Here is a 17,960-nt window from a genome sequence, read left to right on the forward strand (position 1 = left end):
GCTCACCACCGACATCTACCCGGCCGATTTCGGCTGGACGCCGGACTACCGCAAGCCCGGCGAGCGCATCGACTGGTGGTACCACAATCTGGGTTCGGTGACTGGCGCCGGCGTCGCCGAGATCACCAACCAGATGGAATATGACGATGAGGTCGCGTTCCACGCGACGCAAAAGCTCTATGAGTTTGCCCGTGTTTCCGACGACGCCGGACGTCGCCCCTGGTGCCTGACCATTTCCTTCACGCATCCGCACGACCCCTATGTCGCGCGGCGCAAATACTGGAACCTTTACAAGGATTGCCGGGCGCTGGAGCCGGAGGTGGGTTTCATCCCCTATGACAGCCAGGATCCGCATTCGAAGCGGCTCTACAAGGCATCGGACTACGACAGCTTCGACATCACGCCGGAGCAGGTGCGCCGCTCGCGGCGCGGCTATTTCGCCAACATCTCCTATCTCGACGACAAGGTCGGCGACTTGCTGTCGGTGCTGGAGCGCACCCGTATGGCCGACGACACAATCGTGATGTTCTGCTCCGACCATGGCGACATGCTGGGCGAGCGCGGCTTGTGGTTCAAGATGTGCTTCTATGAAGGCGCGGCGCGAGTGCCCTTGATGATGGCCGGCAAGGGCATCAAGGCCGGGCTGATCGAGGCGCCTGTCTCCAATCTCGACGTGACGCCGACGCTGTGCGACCTCGCCGGCATCGATATGAGCGGGATCGCGCCTTGGACGGACGGCCAGTCGCTGCTGCCGCTTGCCGGCGGCAAGCAGCGCTCGGCGCCGGTGCTGATGGAATATGCGGCCGAAGGCTCCTCCGCACCCATGGTGGCGATCCGCGAGGGCAAATACAAATTCGTCCATTGCGAGCTCGATCCGCCGCAACTCTTCGACCTCGATGCCGATCCGCGCGAGCTCGACAATCTCGCGACCAATCCGGCCTACGCCGATCTGGTCTCGACCTTCATGGAAAAGGTCCGTGGCCGCTGGGATATGGCAAGCTTCGACGCCGCCGTGCGCGAAAGCCAGGCGCGCCGCTGGGTCGTCTACCCGGCGCTGCGCAACGGCGCTTACTACCCGTGGGAGTTCCAGCCGCTGCAGAAGGCATCGGAACGCTACATGCGCAATCACATGAACCTCGACAATCTCGAAGAGAGCAAACGGTATCCGAGAGGCGAATGATGGCAGACGTTCTCATCCCTACCCTCGATCATCTGAAGCAGGCTTACGCCGTCACCTCGACGGCCACGCAGGTGACGCCACTGCTGGAGTCGGCGGCTTTGGCCAAGGAGACCGGCGCCGCGCGCGTCTTCGTCAAACCGGAGTCGCTGCAATGGGCCGGCTCCTTCAAGGTGCGCGGCGCCTATTGGCGGCTGAATCGGCTTTCGGCGGATGAAGCGAAGAAAGGCGTGGTGGCGTATTCCTCCGGCAATTTCGCGCAGGGGCTGGCGGCCGCCGGCCAGGCGCTGGGCATTCCGGTCACCATCGTCATGCCGATCGACGCGCCGGCCGCCAAGCGTGACGCGACAGCCGGTTATGGCGCGCGCGTGGTGCTGACCGATCATGGCGACCGCGCCCGCGAGGAGGTCGCGGCCGCCAAGGCGCGCGAGATCGCCGAGACCGAGCACCTCACCTTGCTGCATCCCTTCGACGATCCGGAGATCGTCGCGGGCCAGGCCGGCGCCGGGCTGGAAGCGCTCGACCAGCTGACAGCGAAGAGGACGCAAGCAGATCTGGTGTTCTGCTCGGTCGGCGGCGGCGGCCTGATCGGCGGCGTTTCGCTCGCCTTCCACTATGTGTCGCCCGGTACCGAGATCATCGCAGTCGAGCCGGAAGGTTTCAATGGCATGGGCTCGTCGCTCGCGCATGGCGCGATCGAGACGATGCCGATCGGGCCGAAATCGATCTGCGACGGGCTGATGGCCCGAAAGCCCGGCGACGCGCCCTTCGCGGCGGTGAGCGCCGCCGGGGTGCGCGGCGTCACCGTCGACGACGCCTCGGTGCGGCGTGCGATGAAGATCGCCTTCGAGCGGATGAAGCTGGTGCTGGAGCCGTCGGGCGCGGCATCGCTGGCGGCGCTGCTCGGCGGCAAGGTGGATGTGAAGGGCAAAACTGTCCTCGTGGTTGCAACCGGCGGCAATGTCTCGCTCGCCGACTTTATGGCGCATATGAACAATGCTTGAAGCGGATTTCGTCATCATCGGCTCCGGCTCCGCCGGCTCGGCCATGGCCTACCGGCTGTCGGAAGACGGCAAGCACTCGGTGATCGTCATCGAGTTCGGCGGCACCGATATGGGGCCGCTGATCCAGATGCCGTCGGCGCTGTCGATCCCGCTCAATATGAGCCTCTACGACTGGGGTTTCGCCAGCGAACCGGAGCCGCATCTCGGCGGGCGCGTGCTCGCCACGCCACGCGGCAAGGTGCTCGGCGGTTCCTCCTCGATCAACGGCATGGTCTATGTGCGTGGACATGCGCATGACTTCGACCACTGGGCCGAACAGGGTGCTGCCGGCTGGGCCTTCGCCGACGTGCTCCCCTATTTCAAGCGCATGGAGGATTCCGACGGCGGCGAGGATGGCTGGCGGGGCAAAAGCGGACCGCTGCATGTGCAGCGCGGCACGCGGAAAAATCCGCTCTACGGCGCCTTCGTCGAGGCCGGCCGCCAAGCCGGTTTCGAGCTCACCGACGACTATAACGGCTCGAAGCAGGAAGGCTTCGGACCGATGGAGCAGACCATTCTTGGAGGCCGCCGCTGGTCGGCGGCGAACGCCTATCTGAAGCCGGCTCTCAAACGCAGGAATGTGAGTCTGATCAAAGGCTTCGCCCGACGCGTGGTGATCGAGAATCAACGCGCGATCGGCGTCGAGATCGAAGCCAACAAACAGATTCAGGTCGTTAAGGCGCGGCGTGAGGTGATCGTCGCGGCATCGTCGGTCAATTCGCCGAAGATCCTGATGCTGTCCGGCATCGGCCCGGGCGCGCATCTCAAGGAAAACGGCGTCCAGGTGATTGCCGACCGGCCGGGCGTCGGCGCAAATCTGCAGGATCATCTGGAACTCTACATCCAGCAGGAATCGACCAAGCCGATCACGCTGAACTCGGTGCTCAATCCTTTCTCCAAGGCATTGATCGGCGCGCAGTGGCTGTTCTTCAAGACCGGGCTTGGCGCCACCAACCATTTCGAGGCGGCGGCCTTCGTGCGCTCGCAAGCCGGTGTGGACTACCCGGACATCCAATACCACTTCATCCCGGCGGCGGTGCGCTATGACGGCAAGTCGGCGGCGAAGTCGCATGGCTTCCAGGCGCATGTCGGGCCGATGCGCTCGAAGTCGCGCGGTTCGGTGAGCCTGCGCTCGCCAGATCCGAAGACGAAGCCGGTGATCCGCTTCAACTATATGTCGCATCCGGACGACTGGAGCGAGTTCCGCCACTGCGTCCGGCTGACGCGCGAGATTTTTGGCCAGAAAGCCTTCGACGGCTTTCGCGGCAAGGAGATTTCGCCGGGCAGCCATGTGCAATCGGATTACGAACTCGACGCCTTCATCCGCGACCATGCCGAGAGCGCCTATCATCCCTGCGGCACCTGCAGGATGGGCCGCGCCGACGATCTGACCGCCGTCGTCGATCCGGAATGCCGGGTAATCGGCGTCGAGGGGCTGCGCGTCGCCGACTCCTCGATTTTTCCGCGGGTGACAAACGGCAATCTCAACGCGCCATCGATCATGACCGGCGAAAAGGCCTCCGACCACATCCTCGGCCGCACGCCGCTGGCGCCATCCAACCAGGAACCGTGGATCAATCCACGCTGGCAGGTGGCGGACCGATAGGGCATTGTCGGGCAGACCGCCCGCTCGGCGAACAGACTTGGAGAAAGCCATGCGCGCCCAACCCACGGCATCGCATTACGTCAACGGCCGCTACATCGAGGACGAAGGCGGCGCGCCACTGCCCGTGATCTATCCGGCGACGGGCGAGACCATCGCCACGCTGCATTCAGCGACGCCCAACGTGCTGGAACTCGCCATCGAGGCCGCACGCGCCGCGCAGCCGGCCTGGGCGCGGCTGAAGCCGGTCGAACGCGGCCGCATCCTGCGCCGCGCAGCCGACATCCTGCGGGCGCGCAATGCCGATCTGGCCCGTATCGAGACGCTCGACACTGGCAAGGCGATCCAGGAGACGCTGGTGGCCGACGCCCCTTCGGCCGCCGACTGCCTGGAATATTTCGCCGGAGCGGTCGCCGCCTTCAATGGCGAGATGATCGATCTCGGCGGGCCCTTCGCCTATACGCGCCGCGAGCCGCTCGGCGTCTGCGTCGGCATCGGTGCCTGGAACTATCCGATCCAGATCGCCGGCTGGAAGTCGGCGCCGGCTTTGGCCATGGGCAATGCCATGGTGTTCAAGCCGTCGGAGAACACACCGCTTTCGGCGCTGGCGCTGGCCGAAATCTACTCGGAGGCCGGCCTGCCCGACGGGCTGTTCAATGTCGTGCAAGGCTATGGCGATGTCGGCGCCGGCCTTGTCGGCCACGATGTCGTGGCGAAAGTTTCGGTGACCGGCTCGGTGCCGACCGGCCGCAAGGTGCTGTCGCTTGCCGGCTCGAAGATGAAGCACGCGACGATGGAGCTCGGCGGCAAGTCGCCGCTGATCGTCTTCGACGACGCCGATCTCGAGAACGCCATCGGCGGCGCCATGCTCGGCAATTTTTACTCGACCGGGCAGATCTGCTCCAACGGCACACGCGTCTTCGTGCAGAGCGGCCTGCATGACCGCTTCGTCGAGCGGCTGGTCGAACGCACCAAGAAAATCCGCATCGGCGATCCGCTCGATCCCGAAACGCAGATGGGGCCGCTGGTCAACAGGGCGCAGCAGGACAAGGTCGTCTCCTATATCGAAGCCGGCAAGCAGGAAGGGGCCAGCCTCGCCTGCGGCGGCAACGTGCCGTCACTGCAGGGTTTCGACGGCGGCTTCTTCATCGAGCCGACGGTGTTCTCAGGCGTCATCGACACCATGCGCATCGCGCGCGAGGAGATTTTCGGGCCGGTGATGAGCGTCTTGAGATTCGACAGCGAGGACGAGGTGATCGAGCGCGCCAACGACACCGAATTCGGGCTGGCCGCCGGCGTGTTCACGCGCGACCTGCCGCGCGCGCATCGGGTGATCGCCGAGTTGCAGGCCGGCACTTGCTGGATCAACGCCTATAATCTGACGCCGGTGGAAATGCCGTTCGGCGGCGTCAAGCAATCCGGCATAGGGCGGGAGAATTCGCTGGCCGCGCTGGCGCATTATTCGCAATTGAAGTCTGTCTACGTCGAGACGGGGGATGTAGTGGCCCCCTACTGAGCCTCTGCTGAAGGGCGCGATTTGCCGAGAAGGCAGTTCTCCTTGCTGCCGGCTTGCCGTAGGTTTTCTGACGGGGCAATCGAGGAGGCGAAAATGGCGGGCGAAGCCAAGGACAACAAGGCGGCCACGCTGCCGCTGCTGCTTAGCTTCAATGGAGGCTATGTCGATACCGCGGGCTTCCTGGCGCTGCAGGGACTTTTCACAGCGCATGTCACCGGCAATTTCGTCACGCTCGGCGCTTCGCTGGCGCTTGGCACGTCAGGCGCCTTTGCAAAACTTCTGGCTTTGCCGGTCTTCTGCTTCATGGTTATCCTTAGCCGACTTCTATCCTATCCGTTACGAAGCCGGAAGCTGCCGGTCTTCCGGTCATTGTTGGCAATCAAACTGTTGCTGCTGACGGCAGGTGCGATCCTGGCAATCCGCCTTGGCCCATTTCCCGACGGAAACAGCTGGGCCGCCATCGTCACCGGCATGGTGCTGGTTTCGGCCATGGCGGTGCAGAATGCCGCGCATCGCGTCCATCTTCCCAGTGCGCCGCCGTCGACGCTGATGACGGGCACCACGACCCAGATCATGCTCGACCTCGCCGATCTCATCCACGGCGCACTGCCCGAGAGCGAGGCCGCGTCCCGATCGCGCCTGGCGCGAATGTCGGTCGCCGTGTTCGTCTTCGCGCTGGGATGTGGGACAGCCGCTTTGCTCTATTCACAAGTCGGAATGTGGTGTTTTGCGCTGCCGCCGATCGTTGCGATCGTGCCCCTTGTCATACAGGAAAGCGCACCCGCCACCGTGCAGTGACGTCAAGGTCCGAGCATGGGGCAAACGGCCTACGACTTATCGCTGGTGCCATCCAGATACTGCGTCAGCGCATAGACCAGATGGTAGAAGATACTGGCCGGCACGTCGCTCGCCAGTGAGCGGCCGCGTTCGTCGATGCGGTCGATCCACAAGCCCAGCGGCGCCGGGTCGATGTGCCAGCGGAACAGCCGGCCGACGCGCGCCTCGATCTCCGGCTTGAGATCCGGGCCGCCCGAACCGTCGAGCGCTATCGCCGCCTTCACCGCTTCGGCCTGCGGCCAGCTGCGCGAGACCCTGTCGAGCGGCAGGCCCTGGCGCGAGACGGCGCCATAGGCAAGGCCGGTGGCGCGGTTGAGGCCGTTGGCGATCGCCGAGGCATAGAGTTTCCTGGCGAAGCCGCCGAGCTCCGTCTGGCCGCTGCGGGCGGCGAAATCGATGAGCAGCGAGGCCCATTCGAAATGGTGGCCGGGCTCGGTCCAGGCGCCCTTGTCGCCGGCGGCGGGCTTCCAGCCGGCGTCGAAATATTCGCCCAACGTCCAGCTTTCCGGGTCGAAGAAATGGCTGCGGAAAAGATCGATGATGCGCGCGGCGCGGCGCAGATAGGCGCGGTCTCCGGTCGCCCGGTGCCAGGCAAGGAAGGCTTCGAGCAGATGCATGTGCGGGTTGGAGCGGCGCTCGCCCTCGCCGTCGGAGGTTTCCAGAAAGCCGGTCATGCGGGCATCTTCCAGATGCGCATCGAGGAAGGCGAACGTCTCCTCGCCGAGCCGCAACGCATCGGGATGGCCTGACATATGGGCGTGGGCCAGGGCCAGAAGCACGCAGGAATGGTCGTAGGCATCCTCGACCGGATCGGCGACCGAGCCGTCGATGTTGAGCGTGCGCACCCAGCCGCCTTTGTCGGTGCGGCCCTGACCCGCCATGAAGTCGATGCCGTGCGCAATCAGCGTGTCCGCCGGGCCGTCCCAGCCACGCTCCTTGGCGACCGCGAAAGCATAGACCTGACGCGCCTGCGTGCGCATGCGCTTGGGTTTCATCAGCGGCGAGGCGTCGAAGCCCAGCGCCTCGTGGAAGCCGCCATGGCGCTCGTCGACGCCAATGGTAGACCATAGCGGCAGCGTCTCCTCGAACAGCCAGTGGCGCACGCGCCGCCGCCAGGCGCCGCTCTCGATGACGCGGTCATGCGCCGGCGTGAACCTGGTTTCGAGCCGGCCGGATTTCTCCAACTGCTCGACGATCTTCTTGACGTGCTGGCTGTGGCTGACCGGCGCGACGAAAGTGGCGTCGGCGGTGGAGACGATCGCCACGTCCTTCATGCCGATCGCCGACAGCAGGCGCCCCTCGCTGCGGATATAGGAGTTCTCGCAATCGATGGCGACGACGTCTCCGACGATAACGTTGCCCTGCCCATCGGACGGGCCGACATCGAGCAACGACTGCCATGAACCGAGATCGTTCCAGCGGAAGCCGGCCGGCACCATGGCGATGTCTTTCGCGCGTTCCATGATGGCGTAGTCGATCGAGGTCGACGGGATCGCGGAATAGAGTTCCAGCGGCATGTAGAGGCCGGACAGATCGCTGGTCGCAGCCTTGTAGGCGGCTTCCGTCGCCTGCCAGATTTTCGGTTCATGGGCCGCGAAGGCGTCGCGCATGGCGCCGGCGCGGAACAGAAAGATACCGGTGTTCCAGTAGAAGCTGCCGGCGTCCAGATAGGCCTGCGCGGTGGCGAGATCGGGCTTTTCGACGAAGCGCGAGACGTTGAAGACGCCGTCCTTGCCGGCCCCGACCTCGATGTAGCCATAGCCGGTCTCGGGCTTTGTCGGTTTCAGGCCGAACACAACGAGCCGGCCGGCATTTGCCGCGCCGGCGCCCGCCTCGATGCTTTGCCAGAACTGACGAGGCGTCGATATTTCGTGGTCGGACGGCACCACCAGCACCAGTTCGTCGCCATATTCGGAGAGCGTGCGCAAGCTGGCAAGCGCCACCGCGGCTGCCGTGTTGCGACCTGTCGGCTCGAACAGCGGTCCGCCGCCGGCCAGATCGAGACCGGCAAGGTCGGCATGGACGCGGTCGGCGTGACGTTCCGCGGCGATCAGGAAAATCGGTGTCTCGCCTTGCGGGCGCGCCGCCAGCCGGCGCAAGGTCTTAGCCAGCATCGAGCCGTCGCCCGAGAAGTCGTGGAACTGCTTGGGGTTGTCCTCGCGCGACAGCGGCCACAGCCGCGAGCCGACGCCGCCGCTCATGACGAAACTGACGATGCGCTGGCTCATGAACGACCCTGTCAAAAGTCTGGCTCCGATGGGACGGCCTTACGACAAAAGCCTTTAAGCCCCCCTTTAGCTGACAGCCGATCCTATGCCATTCGGGCAAGCTTCGCGAAAGAAAGGAAATGCGACACATGTGCTGCCATTGCCGCTTGCAGGATCGGAAAGCGGCAGCTATAAGCCCGCGGTCTGGTCACGGAGTGTAGCGCAGTCTGGTAGCGCACCTCGTTCGGGACGAGGGGGTCGCAGGTTCAAATCCTGCCACTCCGACCAGAAAAAACAAGCACTTGGCTTTTCCCGAAATTACTCCCCGCCTGAAATCAGGACTGGCGTCAATCGTCGCCGTAGCTCTCCGGCAGATGACGCTGTAGTTCCATTGCGTCGTGGAGAACGCGGCCAATTCCGATGACCTGGAGCGTCATCCGATAGAGCAGGAAATGGCGCGGTCGTAGCACAATGCCATGTTCGGTCCGCGCGCGGTCCCGACTATGGCGCAGGTGGTAGCTGCGGATCTTGTTTCCCAGCTCCGCGCGGGCGATGCTGCCGGCCCGTTGGGGATCGGCGACAATGTCGCGCAGGGCGATCATCAGCAGCCGTTGGTAGCGAATACGCGCAATCTCGCCGAAATTGACTTCCGTGTAGGCGAGTATTTGAACGATGTCTTCCTTCGCGGCCGCGGAAAGCCGGTATAGGACCATGGCCTTACAAGCCGGTTTTTTTCGCGCGTAAGCTTGACTGTTGCCCCAGGCCATCCATAAATTTTTCGACGCCGTCTTCAGTAACATCCTCGAAACGGCCTTGTTCGATGTCGTGGAAGCCGATGTTGGCGGCCTCCCTGAGCGCAGCGAGCTTTGCCTTCTCCCTCGCCTCGCGCTGCTCGACCAGCCGCAAGCCGTCACGCAACACCTCGCTCGCGTTCTGATAGCGCCCGGTTTTCACCAACCGGTCGATCACCTCTTCGAGGTGTTCCGTCAGGACAACATTGCGTGTCGGCATCGCGATATCAGCTCCAATTCAACAGGCACGATACAGGGACATGGCATATTATGCCAATAGTTATTGCGGTCAGCGCCGTCGAAGGATGGCCTGACCTCGAAACAGAATCGCGCGGCAACGCTCGACAACAGTTTCTCAGTTTGGCCTAATGGCAACCCGCTATGCTTTCGAGATGCGCGGGACTGTAAGACGGCGAACCAGGGTTGAGAGTATGAAGTTCACGCCGACGGCCATTGCACCGACACTCGTGTTCCTGCTGTTCGCGGCCGGCTGTTCATCGACCACAGCGTCGATCAGCCCGGCGAAATACGACAAAATGAACTGCCCCGAGCTCAATAATGCGGTCGGCGACACCGCAACCGATATTTCACGCACCGCAATAGCCCGCGGCAAGGTCGCCAACACGAGCGTGCCGACGTGGCTGCTCGGCGGCGAGCGCGTGAAGACGGTGGTGGCCAATCGCGAAACCGCCCGGATCGACAGGCTGCAGCAACAGCAGCAGGCTATCGTCGCCACGCGGAAGCAGAAGTGCCCATCCTCGCAGTGAACCTGAAGCGCGTCGCGCCGAACGGTTTCAGGCGATGCCGCCGCACACTTGTGGGCGACATGCATTAGCCTGGCTGGGCTCGCCCCGCCTCAAGCGCTCATGCGGAACCGTGTGGAATCGATCGCCGCGTTCATCAGCGTCTGCGTATAGGCTTCGCGCGGATTGTCGAAGATCTCTTGCGTCGGGCCTTCCTCGACGATCTTTCCCTGCTTCATGACGATGATGTAGTCGGCCATGGCGCGCACCACCGCGAGGTCGTGGCTGATGAAGAGGTAGGACAGTTCGTGGTCGGCCTGCAGCTTGCGCAACAGCTCGACGATCTGCTTCTGCACGGAGCGGTCGAGCGCCGAGGTCGGCTCGTCCAGCACCACCACTTTCGGCTTCAGGATCATGGCGCGGGCAATGGCGATGCGCTGGCGCTGGCCGCCGGAGAATTCGTGCGGGTAGCGGTTGCGCGCGTTGGGATCGAGGCCGACCTCGCGCAGCGCATCGACGGCGCGCTGGTCGCGCTGCTTGCCCGTGAGCGAGGGCTCGTGCACCAAAAGGCCCTCGGTAACGATCTGACCGACGGTCATGCGCGGCGACAGCGAACCGAACGGATCCTGGAAGACGAGCTGCAATTCGCGCCTGAGCGGCCGCATCGCCTGGCGGTCGGCCTCGGAAATATCGCGGTCGCCGAAGCGGATGACGCCGTCGCTGGGCAAGAGCCTGAGCAGCGCGCGGCCGAGCGTCGACTTGCCCGAGCCGGACTCGCCGACGATGCCGATCGTCTGGTTGCGCTTCAGCCGGACCGAGATCCTGTCCACCGCGCGCAGCATCAGCGGCTCGCCGCCGAAGAAGCCGCCGCCGATCTTGAACACCACCTCGACATTGCGGCCTTCGAGCAGCACAGGCGAATTGGCCGGCGGCGCCGCCTTGGTGCCGGTCGGCTCGGCCGCGAGCAGCATCTTGGTGTAGGCGTGCTGCGGGTTGGCGAAGAGCGCTTCCGCCGCGCCCTCCTCCACCACCTCGCCCTGGCGCATGACATAGACGCGATCGGCGAAGCGCCGCACGATGCCGAGGTCGTGGGTGATGAAGACGATTGCCATGCCGAGCTTGCGCTGCAGCTCGGCCAGCAGCGTCAGGATCTGCGCCTGGATGGTAACGTCGAGCGCCGTCGTCGGCTCGTCGGCGATCAGGATGTCGGGATCGTTGGCCAGAGCCATGGCGATCATGACGCGCTGGCGCTGGCCTCCCGACATCTCGTGCGGATAGGACTTCATCCGCCGTTCGGGATCGGGAATATGCACCAGCCTCAGGAGCTTCAGCGCTTCCTCCCGAGCGGCCGCCGCGGCAAGCCCGCGATGCCGGCGGATCGGCTCGATCAGCTGGCTGCCGATGGTGTAGAGCGGGTCGAGCGAGGTCATCGGCTCCTGGAAGATCATGCTGATCTTGCGGCCGCGCACCTGGTTCAGCTCGCTCTTCGACATGGCCAGAAGGTTCCGGCCGCGATAATCGACATGGCCCGTCGCCTCGCCATTGGAGGAAAGCAGGCTCATCGCCGCCATCATCGTCTGGCTCTTGCCGGAGCCGGATTCGCCGACGACGGCGACCGTCTCGCCGGCATTGACCTTGATGTTGATGCCCTTGACCGCCTCGACCGTGCCGTCGAGGGTCTGGAAGCGGACGCGCAAGTCCTTGACGCTGAGGATCGTTTCGGTGGCCATGTCAACGGTCCTTCGGGTCAAGGGCGTCGCGCAGGCCGTCGCCGACGAAATTCAGCGCGAACAGCGTCGAGACGAGGAAGAAGGCCGGGAACAGCAGCAACCAGTTGGCGTAGCCGATGTTCTTGGCGCCGACCGAGATCAGCACGCCCCAGCTGGTCATCGGCTCCTGCACGCCGAGACCGAGGAAGGAGAGGAAGCTCTCCAGGATAATCACCTGCGGCACCAGCAGCGTCATGTAGATGACCACCGGCCCGAGCAGGTTTGGGATGACATGGCGCAGCAGGATGCCGCGCTGGCCGACGCCCATGGCTTCCGCCGCCTGGACATATTCCTGCCTGCGGATCGACAGCGCCTGGCCGCGCACGATGCGCGCCATGTCGAGCCACAGCACAGCACCCACCGCCAGGAACATCAGCACGAAGTTGCGGCCGAAGAACACTACCAGCATGATGACGAAGAAGATGAAGGGCAGCGAATAGAGCACGTCGACGATGCGCATCATCACCTCGTCGACCCTGCCGCCGGCGAAGCCAGCTGTGGCGCCATAGATGACGCCGATGACGCCGGCGACGACGCCCGCGAGCAGGCCGATGGCTAAAGAGATGCGTCCGGCCATCAGCGTGCGCGAGAGCAGGTCGCGGCCGGTGTTGTCGGTGCCGAAGAAGAAATATTGCTGCTTCACGGCCGAGCTCATCGTCACTTCGAGACCGTCGGGCGACTTGTTCTCGATCCTGGTGTCGTCGAAGGCGTCGGAGCGGTCGAGATAGCGGATGTTGCGGTCGTCGATCGGCTTGGTCGAGGTGACGGTTACGGTGACGCGATTGCCGTCCTGGTGCCATTCCTTGATGTCGGCGCGCATGCGCTTGATGGCGTCGCCCAGCGCACCCTGGATCATGTCGGGTTTCGGATAGGCCGAAAGGCTCGGCGGCATGCGCACATAGTCGCCATAGATGGTGGTGTATTCGTGCGGCACGACCCACGGACCGCAAATGCTGGTGACGGCGATGAAGGCCAGGTAGTAGAGGCTGAGCATCGCGGCGCGGTTGCGCTTGAGCCGAGCCCAGGCATTGCCCCAGAGCGAGCGGCCGACGATCGGCTCGGGTACGGCGACGGCGAGGTCAGTCATAGCGCACCCTCGGATCGACGACCGCATAGAGCAGGTCGACGATCAGGTTGAAGACGATGGTGAAGAGCGCGATCACCACCACGGTTCCCATGACCAGCGTATAGTCGCGGTTGAGGGCTGCATCGACGAAGTAGCGGCCGACGCCGGGGATGGAGAAGATCGTCTCGACGATAATCGAACCGGTCAACAGCGCGGCGGCCGCCGGGCCGCTGAAGGAGACTATCGGCAGCACGGCGCCGCGCAGCGCGTGCTTGACCACCACCGACCAGTCGGAGAGACCGAGGGCGCGCGCCGTGCGGATATGGTGCGAACGCAGGCTCTCGATCATGGAGCCGCGCATCAGGCGGGCGACGATGGCGATCTGCGGCAAGGCCAGCGTCAGCACCGGGCCGACCTTGTTGATGAAGGCGCCGTCCCCCCAGCCGCCGATCGGCAATAGCTTCCAAGACAGCCCGAAGACGAGCTGGATCACCGGCGCGATGACGAAGGTCGGGATGGTGCTGCCGGCGGTGGCCAAGGCGATCACCGAATAATCGCCTATTTTGTTCTGGTTGAGCGCGGCGATGGTGCCCAGGATGGAGCCCAGCAGCAGCGCCAGCACCAGCGCCGAGGTGCCGATCTGGATGGAGATCGGCAGGCCCTTGGCGAAGAGTTCGGTGACGGTGAAATCCGGCAGGTTGTAGCTCGGGCCGAAACTGCCGCGCAAAAGATTGCCGAGATAGTGAACATATTGCAGCCAGAGCGGATCGTTGAGGCCGAACTGGGCTTCGAGATTGGCCCTGATCTCAGGGCTCAGGCCCCGCTCCTGGTTGAACGGGCCGCCAGGGGCGACGCGGATCAGGAAAAACGCCACCGTCACGATGACGAACAGCGTGGGGATGGCGGTCAACAGCCGCCGGAAAACATAACGCAGCATCGGCGCCCCGCTTCAGCCAGGGCGACAGCTCTCCAGACGAGACCGTGGCGCGCTGGCATCTCTGATCTTCGCACCGGCATGCCCGAAAATCCAATCCGACTTTCGGCCCGGCACGACGACAGACCGAGGCCGCCGCTCCCAAAAGGAGAGCGGCGGCACGGCCAAGGTTTCTTGTCAGTCCTTGGAGATGAAGCGGGACGGATGAATGTCCATCACATTGTCGTCGAAGCCATGCAGCTTCGAGGAAACGATGTCGTGGTAGCTGTAGTAGAGAAGCGGGATCTCGCCGACATCGTCGACGAGGATGCGCTCGGCTGCGGCGAGGTCCTTCATGCGCTCCTCAGGCTTGCCGCCCGCGGCGGCCGCCTTGTCCATGGCGGCTTCATAGGCAGGGCTGTTGTAGTTCGAGTAGTTGTTGCCGCTTGCCTTGCGCGAGATGCCGAGGAAGGTCTCAGGATCCTTGTAGTCGGCGATCCAGGCGGCGCGGGCGACGTCGTAATTGCCCTTCTGCTCGAGGAAGCCGTAGTGGGTCTTGGTGTCGGTGTTGAGCAGAGTCACCTCGACGCCGAGCGGCTTCAGCTGTTCCTGGATGGCGACCGCCGTGTTCTTATGGTTCTCCGAGGTGTTGTAGCGGATCTCCATCTTCAACGGATGCTCGGGTGTATAGCCTAGTTTTTCCAAGATCTTCTTGGCCTCGTCCTCGCGGTCTATCTGCGGCATGTCGGCGTATTTGGCCAGTGCCGGCGTGTAGCCCTCGATGCCCGGAGGTACCATCGAATATCCAGGCAGCATCGAGTTCTGCCAGACCTTCTCGGCGAGGAAGTCGCGGTCGATCGCCATCGAGATTGCGTTGCGCAACTCGACATTGTCCCACGGCGCCTTGTCGGTCTTGATCGCGTAATAATAAGTGCCGAGATATGGCCCGACACGGACCTGGTCACCGAATTTGGTCTTGAGATCGGCGAGTTGTTCAGTTGGCAGGTCGCCATAGCTGTCGAGTTCACCGGCCTCGAAACGCTTCATCGCCGACGAGCGATCCTCGGTCGGGATGTAGTTGACCACGTCGAGCTTGACGCTCGCGGCGTCCCAGAACTTCGGGTTCTTGACCAATTTCATATGGTCGTTGGGAACCCACTCCGCCAGCGTATAGGCGCCGTTGGAGACCAGCTTGCCTGGCTTGATCCAGTCGGCGCCGAGCTTGTCGATGGAAGCCTTGTTGACCGGATAGGTCGCCTGGTGGGTCAGCATCTCCAGGAAGTAGGGTGTCGGAGCCTTCAGCGTGACTTCAAGCGTGTTGGCGTCGATCGCCTTCACGCCCATATCCTCGGCCTTGCCTTTTTTGGTGTTGAAGTCCTCCGCGCCCTTCACCGGATAGAGCATCGAGGCGTATTCCGCAGCGGTGGCCGGATCTTCGAGTCGACGGAACGAATAGACAAAGTCGTCCGCCGTCACCGGGGTGCCGTCCGACCAGAGGCCGTCCTTGCGCAGCTTGAAGGTGTATACGGTGCCGTCATCCGATACCGTCCAACTTTCGGCGGCGCCCGGAATGAGGTTCGTCTTCTGGTCATGCATGGCGAGGCCCTGGAACAGGTCGCGTATGATATCGGCTTCATAGACTGTCGATGTCTTGTGCGGATCGACCGTCTCCGCCTCGGCGGCGGCGCCGCGGTTGTAGACGGTCTCGGCGAAGGCCGGCGTGTACAAGGTGCCGGCGGCCAGAGCCATGGTGGTGGCGAACACCGTCGCCTTCAGCATGTTTTTCAGCATGAAGTTTCTCCCTGTCGGCGCGGCCCCTCAGCCGCGCCTTTTTAAGTTTTGACACCCGGAACCGTTGAAACGGCCCCGTTTCAGGCGTGCCGCCGATCCGTTCCGGCGGCTGGTGGCAGGAGACTAGACAGAGCGAAATCTTATTTCAACCATTGCCTGCTTGACGCAGAGTGAGCGTCATCACGCTAAAACAGCGAAACCTAAAGCTTATAGCTTGCCTTCAACTTGGCACACCTGCCGGTTGTTCGATGTGTTTTCTGTTTTTGCAGGCAGGTGTTGGCATTCTCCGCAACATGCTGAAAAACCGAAAATTCCCTGTTTCTTGGTCTCGTTTCCGGGCGGACGCCTCGGGGACGTCGGCAATCGAATTCGCCATGCTTGCGCCGATCTTCATCCTGCTTCTGCTCGGCATGGTTGCATATGGAATCTATTTCGGTGCCAGCCACTCCGTGCAGCAGATCGCCGCCGATGCGGCGCGCACGGCGATTGCCGGCCTCAACCAGACCGAGCGGCAGGCACTGGTCACCGATTTCATCGCCCACGACGTCGCGGGCTACCCTTTCGTCGATCCCAACAAGCTGACCGTCAACGCAAAGGACAGTGTCGCCGACGGCAGCCAGTTCGTCGTCTCGGTCAGCTACGATGCGCGCAACCTGCCGATCTGGAACCTGTTCCGGACGCTGCCGCTGCCGGGCACGACGATCCAGAGTCAATCGACGATCCGCGTCGGAGGCATATGATGCCCATCAAGGGGGGATTGATGGCGGCGACTCGAAGACTGCTCGCCGACCGTAACGCGAATTTCGCCGTCATGACGGCGCTATGCACGCCGGTGGCGCTGGCGCTGACCGCCTTCGCGATCGACGAAGGCTCACTCTACAACGAGCGCCGGGCCGCGCAGTCGATCGTCGACCTTGCCGCCATCACCGCGGCCTCGAACATCACCAATGCCCAGCAGGCGGTGCTGACGACGCTCAGCGACAACGGCATCACCTCGGTCGCCGTGCAGCAACAAGGCACCACCGTGGCGCCAACCGCCAGCAAGGCGGTCGTCCAGATCGTGCCGGGGCGCTACACGGGCGTCAGCACCATTGCCGCCGGCAACCGGTTCGAGGCGGGCAAGCTGCCCTACAATGCCGTGCAGGTGTCGCTGAAGAAGCAGGGCACGCTCTATTTCGCCGGCTCGATCATGTCGCCGCCCACTCTTGGCACGACCGCTATCGCCAGCGCGCAGCCGCAAGCGGCTTTTTCGGTCGGCTCGCGGCTTGCCAGCCTCAATGGCGGCATTCTCAACGCGCTTCTCGGCGGCCTTCTTGGCGGCAACATCTCGCTCAGCGTGATGGATTATAATTCACTGGTGTCGGCCGATGTCGATGTTCTTTCGTTCACCGATGCGCTGGCCACGCAATTGCATCTGACTGGCGTCAGCTATTCCGACGTGCTCGCCTCCAAGGCAACGATCGGCCAGATCGCCACCGCCATGGCCAATGTGCCGGGGCTGGACCGCACAGCCAAGATCGCCCTGCAGACCATGGCCTCCAGCGCCACCAATACGGTCAAGATTCCGCTCGGCAGCCTCGTCGACCTGGGCTCGGTGGGCAGCCTCGGCCTCGGGCAGAAACCCGCCGGGCTGTCGGTCGACGCCAGCGCGCTCAGCATGCTGACGGCGGCGGCGGCGCTTGCCAACGGCACGAACCAGGTCCCGGTCAATCTCGGCGCCACGATACCGGGGCTGGCATCGACGACGCTTGCCATCGCCATCGGCGAGCCGATGCAGAACTCGCCCTGGCTCGCGGTCGGAGAAGCAGGCACCGTGGTGCGCACGGCGCAGACTCGCATCAAGCTCAACGCCAGCATCACGCTCGGCAACGCCAATCTCGGCGGCGGCATCAGTCTGCTTGCCGTCAACCTGCCGCTCAATGTCGAAGTCGCCTATGCGGAAGCCAAGCTGGCCGACATCACTTGCCCGACCGGGCCCTCCAGCATCAAGGTTTCGATCGCCGCGCAGCCGGGCGTGGTCGAGGCCCATCTCGCCAAAAGCAGCGCCAGCGGTTTCGCGGACTTCACCAATCCGCAATCCTTCTCCGACGCCGAGATCGCGGATGTCAGCCTCAAGCTGCTGCTGATCAACCTCAACCTGTTGCAGATCAATGGATCGTCGGCCTTCTCGGTCACCAACATGACGCCGACCACCCTGACCTACAACGCCACCGACATCGCCAACAAGGTGATCAAGACGGTGTCGACGAAGAACCTGACGCAGTCGCTGACGACATCGCTGGTCAACAACCTGTCGCTTTCGGTCAATGCGCTGGGGCTAGGCCTCGACGTGACCGCCGTGCTCGGCACGGTGAAGCCGGCGGTGACGACGCTGCTCAACGGCGTGACCGCGCCGGTCGATAGCTTGGTCTACAACGTTCTTGGGGCGCTTGGCGTCCGTGTCGGCGAGGCCGACGTCCGGGTGACCGGCGCGACCTGCGGACGCTCGGTCCTCGTCCAGTAAG

The 17,960-nt window shown here is 63.7% G+C and carries 15 protein-coding genes and 1 tRNA gene; 9 read left to right on the forward strand and 7 right to left on the reverse strand.

What is annotated here, in order from left to right; all coding sequences use genetic code 11:
- From betC to FJ424_RS23965, 5 genes are all read left to right on the forward strand, one after another.
- Nucleotides 1-1,180: choline-sulfatase (gene betC / locus FJ424_RS23945; RefSeq protein WP_140786381.1), on the forward strand; the 1,180-nt coding region annotated here is incomplete at its 5' end.
- The gene (locus FJ424_RS23950; RefSeq protein ID WP_181182115.1) at nucleotides 1,177-2,181 is read left to right on the forward strand and encodes a threonine/serine dehydratase; all 1,005 of its coding nucleotides are present in this window, start codon (nucleotides 1,177-1,179) and stop codon (nucleotides 2,179-2,181) included. The genes betC and FJ424_RS23950, both read left to right, overlap by 4 nt.
- A complete protein-coding gene (gene betA / locus FJ424_RS23955) occupies nucleotides 2,174-3,826 on the forward strand; it encodes a choline dehydrogenase (RefSeq protein ID WP_140657035.1) in 1,653 nt (550 codons plus the stop codon). The genes FJ424_RS23950 and betA overlap by 8 nt, the downstream gene beginning before the upstream one ends.
- A 49-nt stretch (nucleotides 3,827-3,875) precedes the next feature.
- On the forward strand, nucleotides 3,876-5,339 hold the full coding sequence (betB, locus tag FJ424_RS23960) for a betaine-aldehyde dehydrogenase (RefSeq protein WP_140657037.1): 1,464 nt from the start codon (nucleotides 3,876-3,878) through the stop codon (nucleotides 5,337-5,339).
- Nucleotides 5,340-5,432: 93 nt separating this feature from the next.
- A complete protein-coding gene (locus FJ424_RS23965) occupies nucleotides 5,433-6,137 on the forward strand; it encodes a YoaK family protein (protein ID WP_140657039.1) in 705 nt (234 codons plus the stop codon).
- A 29-nt stretch (nucleotides 6,138-6,166) separates the two neighbouring features.
- Here the strand turns inward: FJ424_RS23965 and FJ424_RS23970 are convergent, their stop codons facing one another.
- On the reverse strand, nucleotides 6,167-8,404 hold the full coding sequence (locus FJ424_RS23970) for a mannose-1-phosphate guanylyltransferase/mannose-6-phosphate isomerase (protein WP_140657041.1): 2,238 nt from the start codon (nucleotides 8,402-8,404) through the stop codon (nucleotides 6,167-6,169).
- Between the two features lie 190 nt (nucleotides 8,405-8,594).
- Here FJ424_RS23970 and FJ424_RS23975 point away from each other — a divergent pair.
- Nucleotides 8,595-8,671, forward strand: a tRNA-Pro gene (locus FJ424_RS23975).
- Between the two features lie 59 nt (nucleotides 8,672-8,730).
- Here the strand turns inward: FJ424_RS23975 and FJ424_RS23980 are convergent.
- Nucleotides 8,731-9,150, reverse strand: coding sequence for a type II toxin-antitoxin system RelE/ParE family toxin (locus tag FJ424_RS23980; RefSeq protein ID WP_348640137.1), 420 nt, complete (start codon nucleotides 9,148-9,150; stop codon nucleotides 8,731-8,733).
- Nucleotides 9,101-9,394, reverse strand: a complete 294-nt coding sequence (locus FJ424_RS23985) for a type II toxin-antitoxin system ParD family antitoxin (RefSeq protein WP_140657045.1) — start codon at nucleotides 9,392-9,394, stop codon at nucleotides 9,101-9,103. Before FJ424_RS23985 ends, FJ424_RS23980 begins: the two co-directional genes overlap by 50 nt.
- A gap of 211 nt (nucleotides 9,395-9,605) precedes the next feature.
- Here FJ424_RS23985 and FJ424_RS23990 point away from each other — a divergent pair, with 211 nt between their 5' ends.
- Nucleotides 9,606-9,941 (forward strand): hypothetical protein, encoded by a 336-nt coding sequence (locus tag FJ424_RS23990; protein WP_140657047.1) that lies wholly within the window; start codon nucleotides 9,606-9,608, stop codon nucleotides 9,939-9,941.
- An 89-nt stretch (nucleotides 9,942-10,030) separates the two neighbouring features.
- On the opposite strand, the gene FJ424_RS23995 is transcribed toward FJ424_RS23990, so the two are convergent.
- The 4 genes from FJ424_RS23995 to FJ424_RS24010 all read right to left on the reverse strand — a co-directional run bounded on the left by FJ424_RS23995 (nucleotide 10,031) and on the right by FJ424_RS24010 (nucleotide 15,456).
- Complete coding sequence (locus FJ424_RS23995) at nucleotides 10,031-11,647, reverse strand: ABC transporter ATP-binding protein (protein ID WP_140657049.1); 1,617 nt, start codon at nucleotides 11,645-11,647, stop codon at nucleotides 10,031-10,033.
- Nucleotide 11,648: 1 nt separating this feature from the next.
- The gene (locus tag FJ424_RS24000) at nucleotides 11,649-12,773 is read right to left on the reverse strand and encodes an ABC transporter permease subunit (protein WP_140657051.1); all 1,125 of its coding nucleotides are present in this window, start codon (nucleotides 12,771-12,773) and stop codon (nucleotides 11,649-11,651) included.
- On the reverse strand, nucleotides 12,766-13,689 hold the full coding sequence (locus tag FJ424_RS24005; RefSeq protein WP_140643425.1) for an ABC transporter permease subunit: 924 nt from the start codon (nucleotides 13,687-13,689) through the stop codon (nucleotides 12,766-12,768). Before FJ424_RS24005 ends, FJ424_RS24000 begins: the two co-directional genes overlap by 8 nt.
- Nucleotides 13,690-13,863: 174 nt before the next feature.
- Nucleotides 13,864-15,456 (reverse strand): peptide ABC transporter substrate-binding protein, encoded by a 1,593-nt coding sequence (locus tag FJ424_RS24010; protein WP_140643423.1) that lies wholly within the window; start codon nucleotides 15,454-15,456, stop codon nucleotides 13,864-13,866.
- 170 nt (nucleotides 15,457-15,626) lie between these two features.
- On the opposite strand from FJ424_RS24010, the gene FJ424_RS24015 reads away from it, so the two are divergent.
- Both FJ424_RS24015 and FJ424_RS24020 read left to right on the forward strand, forming a co-directional pair.
- Nucleotides 15,627-16,196: a TadE/TadG family type IV pilus assembly protein gene (locus FJ424_RS24015; RefSeq protein WP_246677337.1), complete on the forward strand. Its 570-nt coding sequence runs from the start codon at nucleotides 15,627-15,629 to the stop codon at nucleotides 16,194-16,196.
- Nucleotides 16,197-16,216: 20 nt separating this feature from the next.
- Nucleotides 16,217-17,959, forward strand: coding sequence for a TadG family pilus assembly protein (locus FJ424_RS24020; RefSeq protein WP_246677338.1), 1,743 nt, complete (start codon nucleotides 16,217-16,219; stop codon nucleotides 17,957-17,959).
- Nucleotide 17,960 lies beyond the last annotated feature (1 nt).

Origin of the sequence: Mesorhizobium sp. B3-1-8, assembly GCF_006439495.1 — a bacterium.
Lineage (GTDB): Bacteria > Pseudomonadota > Alphaproteobacteria > Rhizobiales > Rhizobiaceae > Mesorhizobium.

Excerpts from the sequence above, each read along its gene's own strand:
- FJ424_RS23950 (WP_181182115.1), top strand. The coding sequence starts at position 1,177 with ATGATGGCAGACGTTCTCATCCCTACCCTCGATCATCTGAAGCAGGCT.
- betA (WP_140657035.1), top strand. The coding sequence starts at position 2,174 with ATGCTTGAAGCGGATTTCGTCATCATCGGCTCCGGCTCCGCCGGCTCG.
- betB (WP_140657037.1), top strand. The coding sequence starts at position 3,876 with ATGCGCGCCCAACCCACGGCATCGCATTACGTCAACGGCCGCTACATC.
- FJ424_RS23965 (WP_140657039.1), top strand. The coding sequence starts at position 5,433 with ATGGCGGGCGAAGCCAAGGACAACAAGGCGGCCACGCTGCCGCTGCTG.
- FJ424_RS23970 (WP_140657041.1), bottom strand. The coding sequence starts at position 8,404 with ATGAGCCAGCGCATCGTCAGTTTCGTCATGAGCGGCGGCGTCGGCTCG.
- FJ424_RS23980 (WP_348640137.1), bottom strand. The coding sequence starts at position 9,150 with ATGGCCTGGGGCAACAGTCAAGCTTACGCGCGAAAAAAACCGGCTTGT.
- FJ424_RS23985 (WP_140657045.1), bottom strand. The coding sequence starts at position 9,394 with ATGCCGACACGCAATGTTGTCCTGACGGAACACCTCGAAGAGGTGATC.
- FJ424_RS23990 (WP_140657047.1), top strand. The coding sequence starts at position 9,606 with ATGAAGTTCACGCCGACGGCCATTGCACCGACACTCGTGTTCCTGCTG.
- FJ424_RS23995 (WP_140657049.1), bottom strand. The coding sequence starts at position 11,647 with ATGGCCACCGAAACGATCCTCAGCGTCAAGGACTTGCGCGTCCGCTTC.
- FJ424_RS24000 (WP_140657051.1), bottom strand. The coding sequence starts at position 12,773 with ATGACTGACCTCGCCGTCGCCGTACCCGAGCCGATCGTCGGCCGCTCG.
- FJ424_RS24005 (WP_140643425.1), bottom strand. The coding sequence starts at position 13,689 with ATGCTGCGTTATGTTTTCCGGCGGCTGTTGACCGCCATCCCCACGCTG.
- FJ424_RS24010 (WP_140643423.1), bottom strand. The coding sequence starts at position 15,456 with ATGCTGAAAAACATGCTGAAGGCGACGGTGTTCGCCACCACCATGGCT.
- FJ424_RS24020 (WP_246677338.1), top strand. The coding sequence starts at position 16,217 with ATGGCGGCGACTCGAAGACTGCTCGCCGACCGTAACGCGAATTTCGCC.